At 57.8% G+C, this 16571-nt stretch carries 18 protein-coding genes; 9 read left to right on the top strand and 9 right to left on the bottom strand.

Annotated features, from left to right (window positions below; translation table 11 throughout):
• The first annotated feature begins 262 nt into the window (after nucleotides 1-262).
• From C7534_RS08640 to C7534_RS08625, 4 genes are all read left to right on the top strand, one after another.
• Nucleotides 263-856, top strand: coding sequence for an aminodeoxychorismate/anthranilate synthase component II (locus tag C7534_RS08640; protein WP_007980194.1), 594 nt, complete (start codon nucleotides 263-265; stop codon nucleotides 854-856).
• A gap of 9 nt (nucleotides 857-865) precedes the next feature.
• Nucleotides 866-1915 (top strand): anthranilate phosphoribosyltransferase, encoded by a 1050-nt coding sequence (gene trpD, locus C7534_RS08635; protein ID WP_046030023.1) that lies wholly within the window; start codon nucleotides 866-868, stop codon nucleotides 1913-1915.
• Nucleotides 1912-2748: an indole-3-glycerol phosphate synthase TrpC gene (trpC, locus tag C7534_RS08630; protein ID WP_046030024.1), complete on the top strand. Its 837-nt coding sequence runs from the start codon at nucleotides 1912-1914 to the stop codon at nucleotides 2746-2748. The genes trpD and trpC overlap by 4 nt, the downstream gene beginning before the upstream one ends.
• A 146-nt stretch (nucleotides 2749-2894) precedes the next feature.
• A complete protein-coding gene (locus C7534_RS08625) occupies nucleotides 2895-3596 on the top strand; it encodes a lipoate--protein ligase family protein (protein WP_109785540.1) in 702 nt (233 codons plus the stop codon).
• Here C7534_RS08625 and crp read toward each other — a convergent pair.
• The gene (gene crp, locus C7534_RS08620; protein WP_046030029.1) at nucleotides 3593-4237 is read right to left on the bottom strand and encodes a cAMP-activated global transcriptional regulator CRP; all 645 of its coding nucleotides are present in this window, start codon (nucleotides 4235-4237) and stop codon (nucleotides 3593-3595) included. The genes C7534_RS08625 and crp overlap by 4 nt on opposite strands.
• A 237-nt stretch (nucleotides 4238-4474) precedes the next feature.
• Here crp and C7534_RS08615 point away from each other — a divergent pair, with 237 nt between their 5' ends.
• Both C7534_RS08615 and speD read left to right on the top strand, forming a co-directional pair.
• A complete protein-coding gene (locus C7534_RS08615) occupies nucleotides 4475-4897 on the top strand; it encodes an OsmC family protein (protein WP_007941657.1) in 423 nt (140 codons plus the stop codon).
• 238 nt (nucleotides 4898-5135) lie between these two features.
• Nucleotides 5136-5927: an adenosylmethionine decarboxylase gene (gene speD, locus C7534_RS08610; RefSeq protein ID WP_109785539.1), complete on the top strand. Its 792-nt coding sequence runs from the start codon at nucleotides 5136-5138 to the stop codon at nucleotides 5925-5927.
• 136 nt (nucleotides 5928-6063) lie between these two features.
• Here the strand turns inward: speD and coq7 are convergent, their stop codons facing one another.
• The 6 genes from coq7 to hemJ all read right to left on the bottom strand — a co-directional run bounded on the left by coq7 (nucleotide 6064) and on the right by hemJ (nucleotide 10620).
• Nucleotides 6064-6711 carry a 2-polyprenyl-3-methyl-6-methoxy-1,4-benzoquinone monooxygenase gene (gene coq7 / locus C7534_RS08605; RefSeq protein ID WP_046030035.1) on the bottom strand — a complete coding sequence of 216 codons (648 nt, stop codon included), beginning with the start codon at nucleotides 6709-6711 and terminating at the stop codon, nucleotides 6064-6066.
• Nucleotides 6712-6859: 148 nt separating this feature from the next.
• On the bottom strand, nucleotides 6860-7198 hold the full coding sequence (locus C7534_RS08600; RefSeq protein ID WP_090179179.1) for a histidine triad nucleotide-binding protein: 339 nt from the start codon (nucleotides 7196-7198) through the stop codon (nucleotides 6860-6862).
• An 80-nt stretch (nucleotides 7199-7278) separates the two neighbouring features.
• Nucleotides 7279-8067, bottom strand: a complete 789-nt coding sequence (locus tag C7534_RS08595; protein WP_046030042.1) for an SDR family NAD(P)-dependent oxidoreductase — start codon at nucleotides 8065-8067, stop codon at nucleotides 7279-7281.
• A 61-nt stretch (nucleotides 8068-8128) separates the two neighbouring features.
• The gene (locus C7534_RS08590; protein ID WP_109785538.1) at nucleotides 8129-9106 is read right to left on the bottom strand and encodes a DUF805 domain-containing protein; all 978 of its coding nucleotides are present in this window, start codon (nucleotides 9104-9106) and stop codon (nucleotides 8129-8131) included.
• 80 nt (nucleotides 9107-9186) lie between these two features.
• Nucleotides 9187-10155: an NAD(P)H-dependent flavin oxidoreductase gene (locus C7534_RS08585; protein WP_109785537.1), complete on the bottom strand. Its 969-nt coding sequence runs from the start codon at nucleotides 10153-10155 to the stop codon at nucleotides 9187-9189.
• A 33-nt stretch (nucleotides 10156-10188) separates the two neighbouring features.
• A complete protein-coding gene (gene hemJ, locus C7534_RS08580) occupies nucleotides 10189-10620 on the bottom strand; it encodes a protoporphyrinogen oxidase HemJ (RefSeq protein WP_077431175.1) in 432 nt (143 codons plus the stop codon).
• 135 nt (nucleotides 10621-10755) lie between these two features.
• On the opposite strand from hemJ, the gene argC reads away from it, so the two are divergent.
• Nucleotides 10756-11790 (top strand): N-acetyl-gamma-glutamyl-phosphate reductase, encoded by a 1035-nt coding sequence (argC, locus tag C7534_RS08575; protein WP_109785536.1) that lies wholly within the window; start codon nucleotides 10756-10758, stop codon nucleotides 11788-11790.
• 168 nt (nucleotides 11791-11958) lie between these two features.
• Complete coding sequence (erpA, locus tag C7534_RS08570) at nucleotides 11959-12309, top strand: iron-sulfur cluster insertion protein ErpA (protein WP_007947969.1); 351 nt, start codon at nucleotides 11959-11961, stop codon at nucleotides 12307-12309.
• Nucleotides 12310-12377: 68 nt separating this feature from the next.
• Here the strand turns inward: erpA and C7534_RS08565 are convergent, their stop codons facing one another.
• Together C7534_RS08565 and C7534_RS08560 are read right to left on the bottom strand one after the other, a co-directional pair.
• A complete protein-coding gene (locus C7534_RS08565; RefSeq protein WP_109785535.1) occupies nucleotides 12378-13469 on the bottom strand; it encodes an anhydro-N-acetylmuramic acid kinase in 1092 nt (363 codons plus the stop codon).
• 3 nt (nucleotides 13470-13472) lie between these two features.
• Entirely contained in the window at nucleotides 13473-14885 is a 1413-nt protein-coding gene (locus C7534_RS08560) for a peptidoglycan DD-metalloendopeptidase family protein (RefSeq protein ID WP_109785765.1), read from the bottom strand.
• A gap of 211 nt (nucleotides 14886-15096) precedes the next feature.
• Between C7534_RS08560 and tyrS the strand changes: the two genes are divergently transcribed.
• Nucleotides 15097-16296 (top strand): tyrosine--tRNA ligase, encoded by a 1200-nt coding sequence (gene tyrS / locus C7534_RS08555; RefSeq protein ID WP_109785534.1) that lies wholly within the window; start codon nucleotides 15097-15099, stop codon nucleotides 16294-16296.
• The last annotated feature ends 275 nt before the right edge of the window (nucleotides 16297-16571 follow it).

The following is a 16571-nucleotide window of genomic DNA, read 5'->3' as shown; positions in this document are numbered from 1 at the left end:
TGCCGAGACGTATGAATGAGACCTTCCCCGTGTTGATCATCAGTAAACTCCTGGATCAAGTCATCAAGGCACACGCCCGCTGGCGTTGGCGCGCCTGAATTCTTTTGCCGGCCCCGCCGGACCTGTACCGCTTTGCCTTCTACCCGTTTGAAATGCCGCTTTGCTGGCGCTACTCCAGCACCTGATAAAGCGCAACGCCCTGCGGGTCGATCATTCGAAGGCCATCTTTAAAGTCAGTGAATTCAAGAGGTTCAAAAACGCCATGCTGCTGATGATCGATAACTACGACTCCTTTACTTACAACGTTGTGCAGTACCTCGGTGAGCTTGGCTCCCAGGTCAAGGTTGTGCGCAACGATGAGCTGACCATCGCTGAAATCGAAGCCCTCAACCCCGAGCGCATCGTGGTGTCCCCCGGTCCTTGCACCCCGACCGAAGCCGGTATCTCGATTGAAGCGATCAAGCATTTCGCCGGCAAACTGCCTATTCTGGGCGTCTGCCTCGGCCACCAGTCCATCGGCCAGGCCTTTGGTGGTGATGTGGTCCGCGCCCGTCAAGTCATGCACGGTAAGACTAGCCCGGTATTCCACGAGGACAAGGGCGTATTCGCAGGGCTGAATCGCCCATTGACCGTGACCCGTTATCACTCGCTGATCGTCAAGCGCGAAACCCTGCCCGATTGCCTGGAGTTGACGGCATGGACGCAGCTTGAAGACGGTTCGGTCGACGAGATCATGGGGTTGCGCCACAAGACACTGAACATCGAAGGCGTGCAGTTCCACCCTGAGTCGATCCTCACCGAACAGGGCCACGAATTGTTCGCTAACTTCCTCAAACAAACCGGCGGCACGCGCTAAGGACTTTTCATGAATATCAAGACAGCCCTGGGCCGTATCGTCGATCACCTCGACCTCAGCACCGATGAGATGCGCGATGTGATGCGCGAAATCATGACCGGCCAATGCACCGACGCACAGATTGGCGCGTTCATGATGGCCATGCGCATGAAGAGCGAAAGCATCGACGAAATCGTCGGCGCCGTGTCGGTCATGCGCGAGCTGGCGGACAAGGTCGAACTCAAGACACTCGACGGCGTGGTCGATGTGGTCGGTACCGGCGGTGACGGTGCGAATATCTTCAACGTGTCGACTGCCTCCTCGTTTGTCGTGGCAGCGGCCGGTTGCACCGTGGCCAAGCACGGTAACCGTGCGGTGTCGGGCAAAAGCGGCAGCGCCGATCTGCTGGAAGCGGCGGGCATCTACCTGAACCTGACCCCGGTTCAAGTCGCACGCTGTATCGACAACGTCGGCATCGGTTTCATGTTCGCCCAGACTCACCACCGTGCCATGAAGTACGCCGCCGGTCCGCGCAAGGATCTTGGCCTGCGTACCTTGTTCAACATGCTCGGCCCGCTTACGAATCCGGCCGGTGTGAAGCATCAGGTGGTGGGCGTGTTCAACCAGGCGTTGTGCCGGCCATTGGCTGAAGTCCTGCAGCGACTGGGCAGCAAGCATGTGCTGGTGGTGCACTCGAAGGATGGCCTGGACGAATTCAGTCTGGCAGCGCCGACCTTTGTGGCCGAATTGAAGAATGACCAGATCACCGAGTATTGGGTCGAGCCGGAAGACCTCGGCATGAAGAGCCAGAGCCTGCATGGGCTGGCCGTCGATAGCCCGGATGCTTCGCTGGAGCTGATTCGCGATGCCTTGGGCAAACGCAAAACCGAAAGCGGTCAGAAAGCTGCCGAAATGATCATGCTCAATGCCGGTGCCGCGTTGTATGCCGCTGACCATGCAACCAGTTTGAAAGAAGGCGTTGCCCTGGCGCACGATGCGCTGCACACAGGCCTCGCTCGCGAGAAGCTGGAGGAGTTGGGTGCATTTACCGCGGTATTCAAAGTGGAGAATGAAGGATGAGTGTACCGACGGTTCTGGAAAACATTCTGGCGCGCAAGGTCCAGGAAGTCGCCGAGCGTAGCGCTCGTGTGAGCCTGGCCGAGCTGGAAAGTCTGGCCAAGGCGGCCGATGCACCCCGTGGTTTTGCCAAGGCGATGTTGGCGCAAGCCAAGCTCAAGCAGCCAGCGGTGATTGCCGAAATCAAGAAAGCCTCGCCGAGCAAGGGCGTGATCCGCGAGAACTTCGTTCCTGCCGACATCGCCAAAAGCTACGAGAAGGGCGGCGCGACGTGTTTGTCGGTGCTGACCGATATCGATTTTTTCCAAGGCGCCGATGCCTACCTGCAACAGGCCCGGGCCGCGTGCAAACTGCCGGTGATCCGCAAGGACTTCATGATCGATCCTTACCAGATCGTCGAAGCCCGGGCGCTGGGTGCCGACTGCGTGCTGTTGATCGTCTCCGCGCTGGATGACGTGAAGATGGCCGAGTTGGCGGCCGTGGCCAAAAGCGTCAATCTCGATGTGCTGGTGGAAGTTCACGATGGTGACGAGTTGGAGCGGGCCTTGAAAACCCTCGACACCCCACTGGTTGGCATCAACAACCGCAACCTGCACACCTTCGATGTCAGCCTGGAAACCACCCTCGACTTGTTGCCGCGTATCCCTCGTGATCGCTTGGTGATCACCGAGAGCGGCATTCTCAACCGTGCCGATGTCGAACTGATGGAAATCAGCGACGTCTACGCCTTCCTGGTCGGCGAAGCGTTCATGCGCGCCGAAAGCCCGGGGACCGAGCTGCAACGTCTGTTCTTCCCGGAGCGTGGTATCGCGGTGAGTGGTTCTACACTCGACTGATTACACGCAGACCGAGTCGACCCCATCGCCGAGCAGGCTCGGCTCCTACAGGAGAACCCATGTAGGAGCCGAGCTTGTCTCCGGACGGCGTTCCGACGATGGCGGCATAAGTACCACCACAGACTTCATGTCCAACGGAATACCTTATGACCTCAATCCTCTCTCTGACCGTCGAAACCGGCCTGCAAGCCGAACAGGATCTGTTGGCCTCGGTCTGCGCCGGCGACGCCGAGTTCGGCCTGCTGTTCTGGCAGCCGAGTGATCGGGCGCTGGTCATGCCGCGCCGTTTGAATCGCTTGCCCGGTTTCGAGACTGCGTGTGAAGTGTCCGCAGCAGCCGGTTGGCCGGTTCTTCTGCGTGAAACCGGCGGTGAGCCGGTGCCGCAATCGGCGTCCACTATCAACATTGCCCTGGTCTACGCGCCACCCCGCAGTGAAGGTGACCAGAACCGGATTGAAACCGCTTATCGCCGACTCTGCGATCCGATCTGTCAGTTACTGGAAGAGTTGGGCGGCAAGTCGTCCCTTGGCGAAATCGATGGCGCGTTCTGCGATGGCCGTTTCAACGTCAACCTCGACGGTCGCAAAATGGTCGGCACCGCTCAACGCTGGCGCCAGAGCAAGGGCGGTACGCGTCCGGTCGGGTTGGTTCACGGTGCTTTGTTGCTGGATAACGAGCGTGAGTCGATGGTTGCGGCGGTCAACCGCTTCAATGAAGCCTGCGGTCTGGAGCAGCGGGTTCGCGCCGAAAGCCATATCGCCTTGCATGAGAAGTTCGCCGCGCCCGATGCACTCGGGCGGCTCGACACGCTGTATCGCCAGTTGCTGGCAGGGATGTTTGAAGGTTAACGCGTGCCGAAGACCACCATGGTCTTGCCTTTGACGTCCACCAGGTTGCGCTCTTCCAGATCCTTGAGCACGCGGCCGACCATTTCTCGCGAACAGCCGACAATCCGCCCGATTTCCTGGCGGGTCACTTTGATCTGCATGCCGTCCGGGTGAGTCATCGCGTCGGGCTGTTTGCACAGTTCCAGCAGGCAGCGGGCGACGCGCCCAGTGACGTCGAAGAACGCCAGGTCTCCGACCTTTTTCGTGGTGTTGCGCAGACGCTGTGCGATTTGTCCGCTAAGCACGTAAAGAATGTCGGGGTCTTGCTGGGACAGCTCGCGGAATTTCGCGTAGCTGATTTCCGCGACTTCGCATTCAATCTTGGCGCGTACCCAGGCGCTGCGCTGCTGTTCCAGGCCAGCCTGTTCAAACAGGCCCAACTCACCAAAAAAGTCCCCGGCGTTCAGGTAGGCGATGATCATTTCACGACCATCGTCATCCTCAATCAGGATCGTGACAGAGCCTTTGATGATGAAGAACAACGTTTCCGAGCGATCACCCGCACAAATGATGTTGCTCTTGGCCGCATAGCGCCGACGCTGACAATGCATCAACAGCTTGTCGAGGTTCTTGATTTTGGGTGTTGGGGCAATAGCAACCATGGTTGTATCCCGAAAAGACTTCACGGTGTGTTTTGGTTTTTTTATGAGTCGCTGACAATGGTCAATGCAAAGCTGGCCATGCGCCAGTGAATTGGCGTCAGCTTAACAGACACTTCCTGCAACATTCGAACATTTACCTACGGCGTCGACACTTGCGTCCCAGGAAGGCGAAACGCTGTCAAACCAGGGCCCTGTGCTAAGCTGGCGACCCTTTTTTTAGACAGTGGAGTCTTGGCGATGAAGGCACGCATCCAATGGGCTGGCGAAGCCATGTTCCTCGGTGAATCCGGCAGCGGTCATGTCGTGGTCATGGACGGTCCGCCCGATGCCGGCGGTCGTAACCTGGGTGTCCGGCCGATGGAAATGCTCCTGCTGGGTGTCGGCGGTTGCAGTAACTTCGACGTGGTGAGCATCCTCAAGAAGTCCCGCCAGGCCGTCGAAAGCTGTGAAGCCTTCCTCGAAGCCGAGCGTGCCACCGAAGACCCGAAGGTCTTCACCAAGATTCACATGCACTTCGTGGTCAAGGGCCGTGGGCTGAAAGAAGCCCAGGTCAAACGCGCTATTGAGCTGTCGGCTGAGAAGTATTGCTCGGCTTCGATCATGCTCGGCGCGGCAGGCGTGGCGATTACCCACGACTACGAGATCATCGAACTCGGTTGAGTCGACATTCAACTATCATAAAAGCGGTGCAGACTCTGGCGAACCCAAGCTGACGTCTGCATAATGCGCCACTTTTTTCAGGGTCGTGGCCTGTCAACCGACAGGCCGCAGTCCCGAACAGACAACCAAAATCGCCATCGCGAAGAGGTGTTAACCGTCCTACGCAGGTGCGTCGTTCGCATCTGACGGGCATGCTTGATCACGCGGCCGGGCCGCAATACATAGAGAGTTTTTAACGGTGAAAAGCAAACTCAAGCTCCACGGGTTCAATAACCTGACAAAGACCTTGAGCTTCAACATCTATGACATCTGCTACGCGGAAACCCCGCAAGACCAACAGGCCTACGTTGAGTACATCAATAAAGAGTACAACGCGAAACGCCTGACGCAGATCCTCACGGAAGTTGTCGATATCATTGGTGCCAACATCCTGAACATCGCCAGTCAGGACTACGAACCACAGGGTGCCAGCGTCACAATTCTGATCTCTGAAGAGCCGGTGACCCCGACCGACAGCCAGATCGAAGAGTCCCCGGGCCCACTGCCTGAAATTATCCTGGCCCACCTCGACAAGAGCCACATCACGGTGCACACCTACCCGGAAATCCATCCGGTCAGCGGTATTGCAACGTTCCGTGTGGACATCGACGTGTCGACTTGCGGGGTCATTTCACCGCTTAAAGCGCTCAACTTCCTGATTCACCAGTTCGATTCGGACATCGTGACCGTGGACTATCGTGTGCGCGGCTTTACCCGCGATGTTGAAGGCAAGAAGCACTTCATCGATCACGAGATCAACTCGATCCAGAACTACCTGTCCGACGACACTTACGACGCGTACCAGATGACCGACGTAAACGTGTACCAGGAAAACCTGTTCCACACCAAAATGCTGCTGAAGAATTTCGAACTGGATAACTACCTGTTCGGTGACGCCACCAGCAACCTGTCTTCCGAGCAACGTGCTCAGGTGACTGACCGTGTGAAACACGAAATGCTAGAGATCTTCTACGCACGCAACATGGCGTAAGATTTACGGGCAAAAAAAGGCGACTCCCTCACGGCAGTCGCCTTTTTTATGTCTGTCGCAAAACCTTCGTAGGAGCATGGCTTGCCCGCGATAGCGTCCTCGAGATCGCCATCGCGGGCAAGCCATGCTCCTACGGTCAGATCCGATAAGTACTCTTGGTCATCACTTTGGCCAACAGGCTCATCCCGAACTTCACCGGTGCCGGGAAGCGGAAGCCGCCAGCATCCAGTGCGCTTTCCGCATGATGTTCTTCATCAATGCGCATCTGCTCGAGAATCGCCCGGGATTTTTCATCTCCCGCCGGCAATTGCTCAAGGTGTTCGTTCAAGTGTTTGCACACTTGATGTTCGGTGGCGGCAACGAACCCGAGGCTGACTTTGTCGCTGATCAACCCGGCAACTGCGCCAATCCCGAACGACATGCCGTAAAACAGCGGATTAAGAATGCTGGTATGGCTGCCCAATTGATGGATGCGTTGCTCGCACCAGACCAGATGGTCGATTTCTTCTTCTGCTGCATGTTCCATTGCCTCGCGCACATGGGGCAGCTTGGCGGTCAGGGCTTGCCCTTGGTACAACGCCTGGGCGCAGACTTCGCCGGTGTGGTTGATGCGCATCAGACCGGCCACGTGGCGGGTGTCTTCATCGCTCATTTGCGCATCGGGCTGGACGATGGCTGGCGACGGACGGTACGGCTGGCCACTGAAGGGCAGCAGGGTGCGCATGGCGGCATCGGCTTGCAGCAGAAGACGATCAATCGGCGAATAGTGACGTTGGGTAGTCATGCTGACCTCCGGGAAAATCTCGGCGGCCAGTTTAACCCAATCGGCCGGGGGAAGGTTTGCGCTGGGTCATTGTGCTGCAGTTGTTGTGACAGTGCTGTGATGCCGTTGTGGGAGCGGCGGTGCACCACGCCCACAGGATCAATTGCAATCAGCCCGGCGGCCAATGCATCTGGCGCTGACCCAGCACGTGCATATGAATGTGATAGACCGTCTGTCCACCCAGTTCATTGCAGTTCATGACGACGCGGAAGCCGTCGTCGCAACCCAGTTCCTTTGCCAGGCGCTGGGCGGTGAACAGAATATGCCCGGCCAGTGCCTTGTCGTCCTCGGTGAGGTCGTTCAGGGTGCGCACGGGCTTTTTCGGGATCACCAGAAAATGCACCGGTGCCTGTGGGGCGATGTCGTGGAAGGCCAGTACCTGGTCGTCCTCGTAGATGATCTTGGCCGGGATTTCCCGGTTGATGATCTTGGTGAACAGAGTATCCACAGCTGTTTTCTCCGTTGTTTTGGCTGGCCTGAGTGTACTCATGGGAAGTGCACCCGCCCAGTGTTTTACCGTAGGCCCCTTCAGCGAGGGCAGTAAGCCTTGTTGATCATGCCGACGATTGTCCTGTTCAACCAGCGAGAACCGAGCCGTGGCAGAAAGGCGCGCCAACGGTTCCCTCGGCCCGGGATAATGATCGCGCGATCTTTTTCCAGGGCCCGCACGGTGTACAGCGCCACTTCTTCAGGGCTCATCAGCATTTTGTTATCGATCAGTTTGCCGGTGTCCAGTTGCGCGGTACGGAAAAAACCGGTGCGTGTCGGGCCGGGGCAGAGCACCGAGACCTTGACCGCGCATTTTTTCAGCTCGACGCGCAGACCTTCGGAAAAATGCAGCACATACGCCTTGCTGGCGTAGTAAGTGCTCATCCAGGGGCCGGGGATAAATGCGGCGACCGAGGCCACATTGAGGATCTGCCCTCCACCCTGCAAGGCCATGCTGTTTCCGATGGCATGGCACAGGCGGGTGAGCGCCAGGATGTTCACTTCGATCAGGTCCTGCTCGGTCATCCAGTCTTGAGCCAGAAAGGGACCGCAGGTACCCATGCCGGCACAATTGACCAGCAAATCGATTTGTCGGTCACCTTCCTCCAGTTCCAGCAGAAACCCTGACAGCCGGAGCGGCTCGCCGAGGTCGCAGGCACGGAAAAGTACTTCCACGCCAAAACGTTGAGTCAGTTCAATCGCAATACTTTCCAGCTGATCACGCTGTCGGGCCACCAGAATCAGGCTGCGGCCACGTCGGGCCAGCGCTTCGGCCATCGCCAGGCCGATGCCGCTGGAAGCGCCGGTGATCAGAGCGTAACGGGTCATGCAGTTCTCCATCGCAACAGCTCCGCGCCGCGACGCAGGTGTCACGGGCGGGGAGCGCTGTTTATTCTTTCGCAGAGTCTACAGGGGCCGGGGCTTCTTCGGCTTCATCGTCTGCAGAATCTGGTGCAGGTTCAGCAGCTTCGGCTGGCTCGACGTCGATTTCTTCGGTGGTCACCGAGCCGCTGTCGTAGCTGCTTTGGGTCGTGCTTTCATACTCTTCCTGAATCGCACTGAAACCGCCGGCCAGTGCAGCAACGAAGACGATGGCGATAAACACGATCCACAACGAAGCCAGTGCTTTGACCGCTGTGCTGTTGGGCGGCGGCGGTGGGCCATAGCGATTGGCGATGTTGGTGCCGGGGGCGACCATGATCACGATCGGGAAGAAGCTACCCACGAACGGGACGAGGTTGAGTAACCAGAGCCAGCCCGACCAGCCAATGTCGTGCAGGCGCTGCACGCTGATCTGAATGCTGACCACGGCCACTGCGATAAACAGGATCAGCGCCACCAGGCCACCGACAATCAGGCCCGCCGTCGAGTCTGCGCTAATAAGGGCGATGGCGAAAACGGCCAGCACCGAGCCTACCGCAAGCATGACCAGGGTCAGGACCATCGTCCACGCAAGATAACGCAAGCGGCCGATGCGGCCTTCGACGCTGAATGGCTTGAGCGTGGCGAACACGGGTTCGGTTTCGCCGACAGTCGCGCGGGGCGGCGCGTACGGGGATTCCGGGTCCGTCGGGGCAGGTTGAATGCTGGCTGGAGCGTGATGCTGGACGTCGGCCAGGTTCAACTCGACCGCGGGCTCTGCTTCGACCCGGGCGTCGATACCGGTTTTCGTCAGCGCTTGAAGGTAGGTTTTTGCGTCGGCTTGCGACAAGCCTTGTTTAAGCGTCACCGTCTGGCCACTGAACAATCTTTCGACGGCAGCGACCTCGCTTTTGTACAGCGCGGCGAGGTTGAGTTTTGCGGTGGTGAGGTCAACACCTGGCAGCAGAGCGCCGTTGAATGTGATCTTGAAACGGTTTTCGCTTATTGCGAGGCATCCTTGTCGCGAGTGTTTGAATTAGGAATCGAGTGTAAGGCCAGCCGGTAGGGGCTGGCCAAACTTTCATTTTAGCGTGGCCAGCGCTTGGGCAACGACGCGGCCAGTGCCAATGCCTTGCGGTATTCGTCGTCCAGCCGTGCGACCAGTTGGTCGACGCTCGGCAGGTCATCGATTTCCCCGACCCCCTGACCTGCAGACCACACGGTTTTCCAGGCCTTGGCTTCATCGCTGATGGGTTTCAGTTTGGAACCGAAGTTCACCTCCCCCTTGTTTTGCAGGGCGGCCATGTCGAAGCCCGCCGCTTCAAGACTTTGACGCATGAAGCTCGCCGGTACACCCGAGACGGCTGGAGTATGGACGATGTCCGCCGCCCGGGACGTCAGTAGCATCTCTTTGTAGGCGTCAGGTGCATGACTTTCAGTGGTACCGATAAATCGCGTACCGAAGTAGGCCAAATCCGCCCCCAGCAATTGCGCGGCGAGAATCTCGTGGCCATGGTTCAGGCAGCCGGCCAGCAGCAGGGTCTTGTCGAAGAACTGGCGGATCTCGGCGATCAGCGAAAACGGGCTCCAGGTCCCGGCGTGTCCACCGGCACCCGCGGCCACGGCAATCAAGCCGTCCACGCCGGCTTCGGCTGCTTTTTCCGCATGACGGCGAGTCGTCACGTCGTGAAACACCAGGCCGCCGTAGCTGTGTACAACGTCGACCACTTCTTTCACGGCGCCCAGGCTTGTGATCACGATCGGCACTTTGTGCTCGATGCAGATCTGCAGATCCGCTTGCAGGCGCGGGTTGCTATTGTGGACGATCAGGTTGACCGCGTAGGGTGCCGGGTTTTCCATTGCTGCCAACCCGGCTTCGATCTCTTCCAGCCAGGCCTTGAAGCCGCTGCTTTCGCGCTGGTTCAACGCGGGGAAGCTCCCCACCACGCCATTTCGGCAACAAGCGAGCACCAGTTGCGGGTTGGAAATCAGGAACATCGGCGCAGCCACCACAGGCAGACGCAGACGTTGATCGAGCAGAGCGGGCAGCGACATTGGAAGTACCCCGGTGAATGATGTTTGTTGAGATTAGAACGGCCGAACCACGACCAGAATTACGATTGCCAGCAATATCAGAACCGGGACTTCATTGAACCAGCGATAAAAGACATGGCTGCGGGTGTTTTCGCCACGGGCAAAACGTTTCACCTGCGCGCCGCACATGTGGTGGTAACCGATCAGAAAAACCACCAACGCCAACTTGGCGTGCATCCAGCCACCCTGGCTGAAATAGGCGCTGGGGTTGAGGCTGATCAACCAGCCGCCGAAAATCAGCGTAGCGATCATCGACGGGCCCATGATGCCCCGGTACAGCTTGCGCTCCATGACGCTGAAGCGTTCCTTGCTGACGGTGTCTTCGCTCTGCGCGTGATAGACGAACAGGCGTGGCAGGTAAAACAGCCCTGCAAACCAGCAAACGATGCTGACGATGTGAAGCGCTTTGAGCCACAGATAAAGCATTTTTAGTTATTCCAGGATTCACGGTAGCCGGAATAGTAGAGGCTTGAGCGTCCGCACGTCACCTTGACGGTTGTCGCAGACGCGCGCGGCCCCTATTATCGACGGCTTTCCAGTGGGTTCGTTGAGGGCAGGTTTATGGTCAAGGTCGGTATCGTCGGCGGCACGGGTTACACCGGTGTCGAACTGCTGCGTCTGTTGGCACAGCATCCGCAAGCTGAAGTGGTTGTCATCACTTCCCGATCCGAGGCTGGCCTGGCCGTCGCCGACATGTACCCGAACCTGCGAGGTCACTACGACGGCCTGGCGTTCAGTGTTCCGGACATCAAGACCCTGGGTGCCTGTGATGTGGTGTTCTTTGCAACGCCTCACGGTGTAGCCCATGCCCTGGCGGGTGAGTTGCTGGCGGCCGGGACCAAGGTCATCGACCTGTCGGCGGATTTCCGCCTGCAAGATGCCGCAGAATGGGCCAAGTGGTACGGCCAGCCGCACGGTGCGCCAGAGTTGCTGGACGAAGCGGTCTACGGCCTGCCGGAAGTCAATCGCGAACAAATCAAGAAGGCTCGCCTGATTGCAGTGCCGGGTTGCTACCCGACCGCTACGCAATTGGGTTTCCTGCCGTTGCTCGAAGCCGGTCTGGCGGATACCGCTCACCTGATTGCCGACTGCAAATCCGGCGTCAGCGGTGCCGGGCGTGGCGCCTCTGTAGGATCGCTGTACTCCGAGACGTCGGAAAGCATGAAAGCCTACTCAGTCAAAGGTCACCGTCACTTGCCGGAAATCCGCCAAGGGCTGCGTCGCGCGGCGGGCAAGGACGTCGGTCTGACGTTCGTTCCGCACCTGACGCCAATGATTCGCGGCATTCACTCGACGCTTTACGCGACCGTCGTGGATCGCTCGGTGGATCTGCAAGCGTTGTTTGAAAAGCGCTATGCCAACGAACCGTTCGTCGACGTAATGCCGGCCGGCAGCCATCCGGAAACCCGCAGCGTGCGCGGCGCCAACGTGTGCCGGATTGCGGTGCATCGTCCACAGGATGGTGATCTGGTGGTGGTATTGTCGGTGATCGACAACCTGGTCAAAGGTGCGTCGGGTCAGGCGGTGCAGAACATGAACATCCTGTTCGGTCTGGATGAGCGTCTGGGCCTGTCCCACGCCGGCATGTTGCCGTAACGCTTTATCCTGCAAAGCAAAAAGGCCCGTCTGACGGGCCTTTTTGCATTCCGGGCGAGCAATGGGTTCGATTGATATACCGTAACAATAGTTGACCGCTTTTCTAGGAGAAGCGGATAATGCGCGTCATCACGCAATATGACGGCGTAACGCCGGGAGATAGTCAGCATGAGCGTCGAATCCTTCACCCCCACGGCTTTGCAATTCACCCACGGTGCCGCGCACAAAGTGAAGAGCCTGGTCGATGAAGAGGGGAATGATCGCTTGAAACTGCGCGTATTCGTTACGGGCGGCGGTTGTTCAGGTTTTCAGTACGGCTTTACCTTCGATGAAGAAGTGGCCGATGACGACACCATCGTCGAGCGCGAAGGCGTGAGTCTGGTCGTAGACCCGATGAGCTTCCAGTACCTGGCCGGTGCCGAGGTGGATTATCAGGAAGGTCTGGAAGGCTCGCGCTTCGTGATCAAGAACCCGAACGCCAGCACGACTTGTGGCTGTGGGTCTTCGTTCTCGATCTGATTGCACCTGCACACAATGCAAAACGCCGCAGAACCTTATGGGTTGTGCGGCGTTTTGCTTTCTGGCGTTTACGCCGGGTAAATGGCGCCCAGAACGCGCAGGCCTCGAGCGCCAGTGACGCTAGGGCGATTGGCGGCGATGCCTTCGAGGCAGCAATGGGCCAGCCAGGCGAAGGCCATGGCTTCGACCCAGTCCGGGTCCACGCCGTAAGCGGCGGTGCTGCTGACTTTGGCGTTGGGCAACAGGTTGGCCAAGCGCTTCATCAGCGTGGTGTTGTGCGCGCCGCCGCCGCAGACCAGCAGTTCTTGAGTGTCCGCCTGGGCGTGTTGCAGTGACTCGATGATCGTCAGCGCGGTCAGTTCGAGCAGGGTTGCTTGCACGTCTTCGGCGGCAAAAGTCGGTAGCTTCGAGAGGTGTTGTGTCAGCCATGGCAGGTTGAACACTTCGCGGCCGGTGCTTTTCGGGCCTTTGGTCACGAAGAAGGGATCACTGAGCAGCTCATTCAGCAGTGACGGTTCGACTTTGCCGTTGGCGGCCCATTGGCCATCCCTATCAAAGTTGTCGCCGCGCTGCTGGTGAATCCATGCATCCAGCAATACGTTACCCGGACCGCAGTCGAAACCCGCAACGGGTTTGCCGGGTTCGATCAGGCTGAGGTTGCTGAATCCACCAATATTCAATACGGCGCGATTGCCGGCGCGTTCTTCAAACAAGGCTTCGTGGAATGCCGGGACTAGCGGCGCGCCTTGTCCACCGGCGGCCACATCGCGACTGCGGAAGTCGCTGACTACGGCAATGCCTGTCAACTCGGTCAGCAGGGCAGGGTTGCCGATTTGCACGGTGAAGCCGCGTGCCGGTTCGTGGCGAATGGTCTGGCCATGGCTGCCAATCGCACGAATGTCTTCGGGCTTAAGGTGTTGTTGATCAAGGAGGGTTTGTACACCCTGGGCAGCCAGTTTTACCCAGTTTTGTTGGGTGATGGCTGAACGGGCTATCTCGTCCGGGCCGCTGGCGCACAAGCCAAGCAGCTCGGTGCGCAGGGTTTCGGGCATCGGAATGTAGTGCGTGGCGATCAATCTGATCGCCGGGGCTTGCTCGATCAGCGCGATGTCCAGGCCATCAAGGCTGGTCCCGGACATCACACCTATATAGAGAGCCATGGCTTAACGCTTGCTCGAAGCCAGCAGAGTGGCTTTTTCCTGTTCCATGCGCGCCATTAGTGGCTGGCTTTGGGCGAGGAAGCGTGCGCGTTCCGCCTTGGCAATCGGATCGGCCATTGGCAGTTTCTGGCCCAGTGGATCGACGTGCACGCCATTGACCTGGAATTCGTAGTGCAAATGCGGGCCAGTGGAGAGGCCGGTGGTGCCGATATAGCCAATCACCTGGCCCTGTTTCACCGTGCCGCCAGTTTTCACGCCTTTGGCGAAGCCTTGCATGTGGCCGTAGAGCGTGGTGTAGGTATTGCCATGTTGGAGGACCACGGTATTGCCGTAGCCGCCGCGGCGACCCGCCAGCAATACTTTGCCGTCGCCAGCCGCCTTGATTGGCGTGCCGCGTGGTGCTGCGTAATCGACGCCTTTGTGGGCGCGAATCTTGTTCAGGATCGGGTGCTTTCGCCCCATGGAGAATTTCGAGCTGATGCGGGCAAAGTCCACCGGGGTGCGGATGAACGCTTTGCGCATGCTGTTGCCGTCAGCGGTGTAGTAGCTGCTGTTGCCTTGTTTGTTGATGTAACGCACGGCGGTGTAAGTCTTGCCGCGGTTGGTGAAACGTGCGGAAAGGATCGGGCCGTTGCCGACAGCCTTGCCGTTGACGACTTTCTGTTCGTAGATCACATCGAACTCGTCACCCTGGCGAATATCCTGGGCGAAGTCGACGTCGTATCCAAATACACTGGCCATATCCATCGTCAGGCTGTGGGACAAACCAGCGCGAGCGGCGGATTGCGACAGCGAACTGTTGATCACGCCATGAACATAGGCGGAACGCGTGGTGGGTTTGGCAGTGATGCGGTTGAACGCATAACCCTTGTCATGCCTGGTCAGGGTGATGCTTTCGAGGTCGCTGAGTTTGCTGTGCAGGCTGGTCAGTTGGCCTTCGGGGGTCAGTTCGAACTCGAGCTTCTGGCCGTGTTTGAGTTGGCTGAATTGCTTGGCTTGTTTGTCGCTGGCCAGGACATCGTGCACCGAGGTGGCTGGGAGGCCGACTTTCTCAAACAGGGTGGAGAGCGTATCGCCTTTGGAGACAATCACTTCCCTGTGGTTCGCAGACTTCTTTTCTTCGACCGCAGGCACCGCCTGCGCGGTTTCCTGTGGTTCTTCGGCGCTGTTATCGATCTGCGCAAAAGGGGAGGTTACTGGCTCATTTGTGGCTTGAGCGGCGTCAGCAGCGTCTTGATCTTGTGACAGTTGTTCAGCAGGGCTTTCCAGTTCGAGACTCAGAGTGGTCTTTTTTGCTTCAACATCACTGGAAGGAAATACCAGAAGCGCCAGGCTCAGGAGAGCGGCGATGCCGCTTGCTGCGAGCAGGTGGGTCTTCGGGTAAAGCGGCGGCGCTTTAGACGATTCTTGGGTCATAAGTAATTTTGACTTTGAAAAAGATGAATTGGAAAAGATGAATGACATGATGAAGATGAAATAACTGTATAAAATATAACCAAATCATCTCTGAAGCAAGTCCGCGGACACTCTGCCAGCGGATTGGCGTCATTGCGCCGGCCAAACTTTGTATTTGACGCGTGATCTTGTATGGTTGGTCCCCTTTGAATTCGAGCCTTGCGGGTCTGTTATGAAGTCGGTTGAAGAGCAGCTAGCGCTGATTAAACGTGGTGCAGAAGAACTGTTGGTCGAGTCCGAGCTGATCGAAAAGCTCAAGCGTGGCCAGCCGCTACGTATTAAGGCAGGCTTCGATCCGACTGCACCGGATTTGCACCTGGGTCATACCGTGCTTATTAATAAGCTGCGCCAGTTCCAGGAACTGGGGCATCAGGTGATCTTCCTTATAGGTGATTTCACCGGGATGATCGGTGATCCGAGCGGCAAGAGCGCGACGCGTCCACCGCTCACCCGTGAGCAGGTTCTCGAGAATGCCGAGACCTACAAGACTCAGGTCTTCAAGATTCTTGATCCGGCGAAGACCGAAGTTGCGTTCAACTCCACCTGGATGGACCAGATGGGGCCGGCGGACTTCATTCGCCTGACGTCGCAGTACACCGTTGCCCGCATGCTCGAGCGCGACGATTTCGATAAGCGCTACACAACTAATCAGCCAATCGCCATTCACGAGTTCCTTTATCCGCTGGTTCAGGGTTATGACTCGGTCGCTTTGCGCGCGGATATTGAGCTGGGCGGCACTGATCAGAAGTTCAACCTGTTGATGGGGCGTGAGCTGCAGCGTGGTTATGGTCAAGATCCTCAGTGCATTCTGACGATGCCGTTGCTCGAGGGGTTGGATGGCGTGAAGAAGATGTCCAAGTCCTTGGGCAACTACGTCGGTATTCAGGAAGCGCCGGGTGTCATGTACAGCAAGCTGGTTTCCATACCGGATGTGTTGATGTGGCGCTATTTCGAATTGCTCAGCTTCCGCTCCATGGATGAGATCAATGCATTCCGTGCTGATGTCGAGGCTGGCGCTAACCCGCGCGACATCAAGATCAAGCTGGCCGAAGAAATCGTTGCGCGGTTCCATGGTGAAGAGGCTGCGGCCAATGCTCATCGTGCGGCAGGCAATCGTATGAAAGAGGGCGAGCTCCCGGACGATCTGCCAGAGATCGAGCTGACTGCTGCCGAAGATATGCCGATTGCGGCTGTCCTTAATAAGGCCGGGCTGGTGAAGAACTCGGCAGTGGCGCGTGACCTGCTGGGTTCCGGCGGTGTGCGTATTGATGGTGAGGTGGTCGATCGCACCTTTATATACGTACTGGGCGCGACGCACGTTTGTCAGGCCGGCAAGAAGGCATTTGCGCGTATTACGCTCAAATCCGAATAAAGCCGAAATCAGTGCTTGACGGCAGATTCAGGATGTCTATAATTCGCCCCACTTCCGGCGCAGTCGAAACGGAAAACTCCTTGGTAAACAAAGAGTTACGCAGTTTTCGGCAGTGAGTGGCTTCAGTTCATCGAAGTCCGAAAGGAGTTGAAAAAGAGGTGTTGACAGCAGCGTGTAACGCTGTAGAATTCGCCTCCCGCTACCGAGTGATCGGAAGCGCAAGTGGTTGAAGTTGTTAAAGATTTCCAAGCGAAACTTTGAAAACTTCTGAAAAT

Origin of the sequence: Pseudomonas sp. OV226 (genome assembly GCF_003148705.1) — a bacterium.
Classification (GTDB): Bacteria; Pseudomonadota; Gammaproteobacteria; order Pseudomonadales; family Pseudomonadaceae; genus Aquipseudomonas.
Note: the sequence above shows the minus strand (reverse complement) of the source record. Positions and strands in the feature narration are given on the sequence as shown.